At 61.9% G+C, this 3,666-nt stretch carries 4 protein-coding genes; 3 read left to right on the top strand and 1 reads right to left on the bottom strand.

Annotation, left to right across the window (positions count from 1 at the left end):
- Positions 1–1,118: APC family permease (locus tag VGI36_09030; protein ID HEY2485281.1), on the bottom strand; the 1,118-nt coding region annotated here is incomplete at its 3' end.
- A 375-nt stretch (positions 1,119–1,493) separates the two neighbouring features.
- Here VGI36_09030 and VGI36_09025 point away from each other — a divergent pair.
- The 3 genes from VGI36_09025 to VGI36_09015 all read left to right on the top strand — a co-directional run.
- On the top strand, positions 1,494–2,534 hold the full coding sequence (locus tag VGI36_09025) for an LLM class flavin-dependent oxidoreductase (protein ID HEY2485280.1): 1,041 nt from the start codon (positions 1,494–1,496) through the stop codon (positions 2,532–2,534).
- Positions 2,531–2,947 carry a PaaI family thioesterase gene (locus tag VGI36_09020; protein HEY2485279.1) on the top strand — a complete coding sequence of 139 codons (417 nt, stop codon included), beginning with the start codon at positions 2,531–2,533 and terminating at the stop codon, positions 2,945–2,947. The genes VGI36_09025 and VGI36_09020 overlap by 4 nt, the downstream gene beginning before the upstream one ends.
- A gap of 64 nt (positions 2,948–3,011) precedes the next feature.
- Positions 3,012–3,666, top strand: a 655-nt coding sequence (locus VGI36_09015) for an oxidoreductase (protein HEY2485278.1), incomplete at its 3' end; no start/stop codon positions are given.

Raw genomic sequence — 3,666 nt, 5'->3', positions numbered from 1 at the left:
CCCAAAAATCCAAAGGCTCCAAAGGTCCCCGCGTCATTGAACGCATCGAGGATTTCGAGCTTGAAGACCTTGGTCAGGAGCACCGACGACAGAAGGATGAGCGCGGCCATCAAGGTCACCGCGACGTGCGGGGTCTCGTTGGTCTGGTGCGAGCTGCCCACCGAGCTATGAAACACGCCCAGCTTGCCCATCGGATACAGGATGCGTGCGCCCGAGTTCATACACGACAGCGCCAGCGAATAGAAGCTCACCATCGCGCCGAATGAGATCGGCGCCTTGAGCCAGCCGACTTTCATCATGTCCGACAGCACGTTGAGCGGAGCGTCAATCTTGTCCAGCGGGGTTTTGTAACCGGTGAAGCCGAGCACCTGGGTGTAGGAGACCAGGATGAAAAATGCACCGGTCAGGAGCAAGCTCACGATTACCGCACGTGGTATGGTGCGCAGCGGCTCAACCGCTTCTTCGCCGAACGCGGTCGCGCATTCGAAGCCGACCAGGCTGAAAATCGCGGTCACCACGCCCAGCGCGATTCCCGAGAACGAGATGCCCTTCAAGCCAATCTGGTTCATGTCCACTGCCGACTTCTGACCGAACAGAACGATCGCGCACAGCAACAGAATGAGTGCGACGGACACGCCCTCCAGCAGCAGCATCAGGTTGCTGGAAAGGCGAATGTCCTTGTAGCCGAGGTACCAGATGCTGCCGGCGCACACCGCAAACAGCGGCAGCGGACCGACGTGAATGCCGGCCATGTCGAGCAGGGTGCTCGCGAAGATCGTGAAGCCGGTCATACCGGCGGTACCAATAAACAGGTAGGCCCAGATAAGGCACCATCCCGAGATATTGCCGGCGGTGGTCCCAAGCCCCATTACCGTATAGCCGTACATCGAGCCCGCTGCGCTCGAGCGCCGCGCAAACTGGTTCAAGTTCAGCGCGACGAACAGCAGCATCACCGTGCCGAACAGGTAGGCCATCCAGCTGCCGTTGCCGGCGTTACTGTACATGAGCGGCACAATGAGCGCTGCGGTCATGGTCGGCGAGATCAGCGCGATCGCCATCGAGGTGATGCCGGTGAAGTTAAGGCATTCCCTGCGCAGAGATCCGGTTGGTTCGCCCATGGATGTTCCCTCCAGTGCCGGTCACGGGTTCCGAATCCCCCGGCCGCGACCAGCGTAAAGTTGCCTGTCAGGCAACCATGCAAACAGGATGCCTGTGAGGCAAGACGGCTCCGATCTCGCAATCAGGATGAAATGATGAGCCCGCACCGTGAGGTGGATGACGCGGTGCTGGTCAGTTGACGCCGCGTCGAGCAGCAACCTGCGGGCGACTCAGCGCGTAAGCGAGATCTTAATGAATGCCAGCAACCGCGCTGATTGAATCAGCAGAGCTGGACGGGAATGCGCGGAGTTCATGGATAGCAGGCGCCCGTCTATTTCGGACCGCGCTTTTCACACGGTGCGGGATGTCGCACACTCAGCTAAAGGTAACTGAGCTTGAAACTCTCGATCGTCGATCAATCTCCGGTTCCAGCGGGGCACACCAGCGCCGAGGCCCTGCGCAATACCATCGAACTAGCGCGGCTCGCCGAAGCGCTGGGATACCATCGCTATTGGATCGCGGAGCACCACGCGACTGCCGCGTTTGCGAGTCCCGCCCCGGAAATCATGATCGCACGGGTAGCGGCCGAGACTTCCTCGATGCGGGTGGGATCGGGCGGGGTGATGCTTCCGCACTACAGCCCGATGAAAGTGGTCGAACAGTTCAAAGTCCTGCACGCGCTGTATCCCGGGCGCATCGATCTCGGGCTGGGGCGCGCGCCCGGCGGCAGTCCGGTGGATTCCTTCGCCCTGCGTCGTGATCGCGAGCACCAGCCGGCAGACGACGATTTTCCGCGGCAGCTGATGGAGCTGCTCGCGTTTATGAACCGCGGCTTTCGTCCCGACCATCCCTTCAGCCGCATCGAGCTGTCGCCGGAGATGCCCGGCGGGCCGGAGGTGTGGATGCTCGGTTCGAGCATGTGGAGCGCCGCGGCGGCAGGGCAGGTCGGTTTGCCATATGCGTTCGCGCATTTCATCGACCCGGTTCCCACGCGCCAGGCGATCGAATACTACCGCTCGCATTTCCGCGCCTCGGAAGGTCTGGCCAAGCCCGTGGTGGTGCTGGCGCTCGGCGCGATCGCGGCCGCGACCGAAGACGAGGCCAAGCGGCTTTTCTCGAGTGTACGCGTGTTTGGCCGGCGCATCCGGCAGGGAATTCGCTCGCAGATTCCCCCGGTGGAGGAAGCGGTAAAGGAGTTGGAGAACAAGTCAGGACCCGACCGTCCCGACAACGGTGAGTGGCCGCGAATCGTGATCGGCGAAGCAAACGACGTGCGCGACCGGCTAATCGATATGGCGAGCGTGCTCGGCGCCGAAGAAGTCATGATCGTGACGATCACGCACGATCATCAGGCCCGTCTCAATTCTTACCGGTTGCTCGCCAAGGCGTTCGGCCTCACGCCGCGGCCCGCGCCAGACCCGGTCTCGCCGTCGTGACCACCGCCCGCGAACACAACCGCCTAAAGGAGAACAGCTGGGTCGGCGAGCTCGGGATCGAGGTCGTCAGCGCGGAGCCCGGCACCGTGATCGGGCGAATTCAGGTCCGGCCCGAGTTTCTGGCGCCCAATGGGTTTATTCACGCGGCGGTGCTGCTGAGCTTTGCGGACAGTCTCTGTGGATCGGGTACCGTCGAGGCGCTGCCTCAAGGCGCGACGGGACATACCACCATCGAGCTTAAGGCGAATCTTCTGGGCACGGTCCGCAAGGGAATCGTGGAATGCCGGGCGACGCTGGTACATGGCGGGCGTACTACCCAGGTGTGGGATGCGACGGTCATCGCCGAGGAGAGCGGAAAAACCATTGCCCTGTTCCGATGCACGCAACTGGTCTTGTATCCGGCGGTCGAATGAGGAAAAAGGCTGCCAAGGCGCTCGCATAGGTCCTAGCCTGTCTCTCTGCGCCGGAGGAATTTCCATGCCCAATCCCAAGTGGACCGCAGCCGACCTTCCCAACCTGTCGGGCAAGACCATCATCGTCACAGGCGCAAACAGCGGCATCGGTTATGAAGCGGCGCTCGAATTCGGTCGCCACCGGGCCGCCGTGATACTGGCCTGCCGCGGCATGGACAAGGCAAGCGCGGCAATCGCGCAGATAAAGGCTGCGATTCCCGATGCCGCGGTCGAGGCGATGGAACTCGACCTGGCCAGCCTGAGCTCGGTGCGCGCATTCGCCGAGGCGTTTCGAAAAAACCATGTCCGGCTCAATATCTTGTGTAACAACGCCGGCGTGATGGCTATCCCGTATCGGCGCACCGCCGACGGGTTCGAAATGCAGATGGGCACCAACCACTTCGGTCACTTCGCGCTCACCGGTTTGCTCTTCGATCTGTTGTTAGCCACGGACGGCGCGCGGGTGGTCACGGTGAGCAGCGGTGCTCATCGGATAGGCTCGATTCGTTTTGACGATTTGAATTGGGAGCACGGGTACCGCAAGTGGCTTGCCTATGGGCAAAGCAAGCTCGCCAACCTCCTGTTCTGTCTGGAGTTGCAGCGCCGCCTCGAAAAAGCGCACGCGCGCATGATCAGCGTCGCCTGCCATCCGGGCTGCGCGGCCACCAATCTGCAGGCAG

The sequence above is a fragment of the Candidatus Binataceae bacterium genome (assembly GCA_036495685.1).
GTDB lineage: Bacteria > Desulfobacterota > Binatia > Binatales > Binataceae > JAFAHS01.
This window is presented reverse-complemented; position numbering and strand designations above follow the sequence as displayed.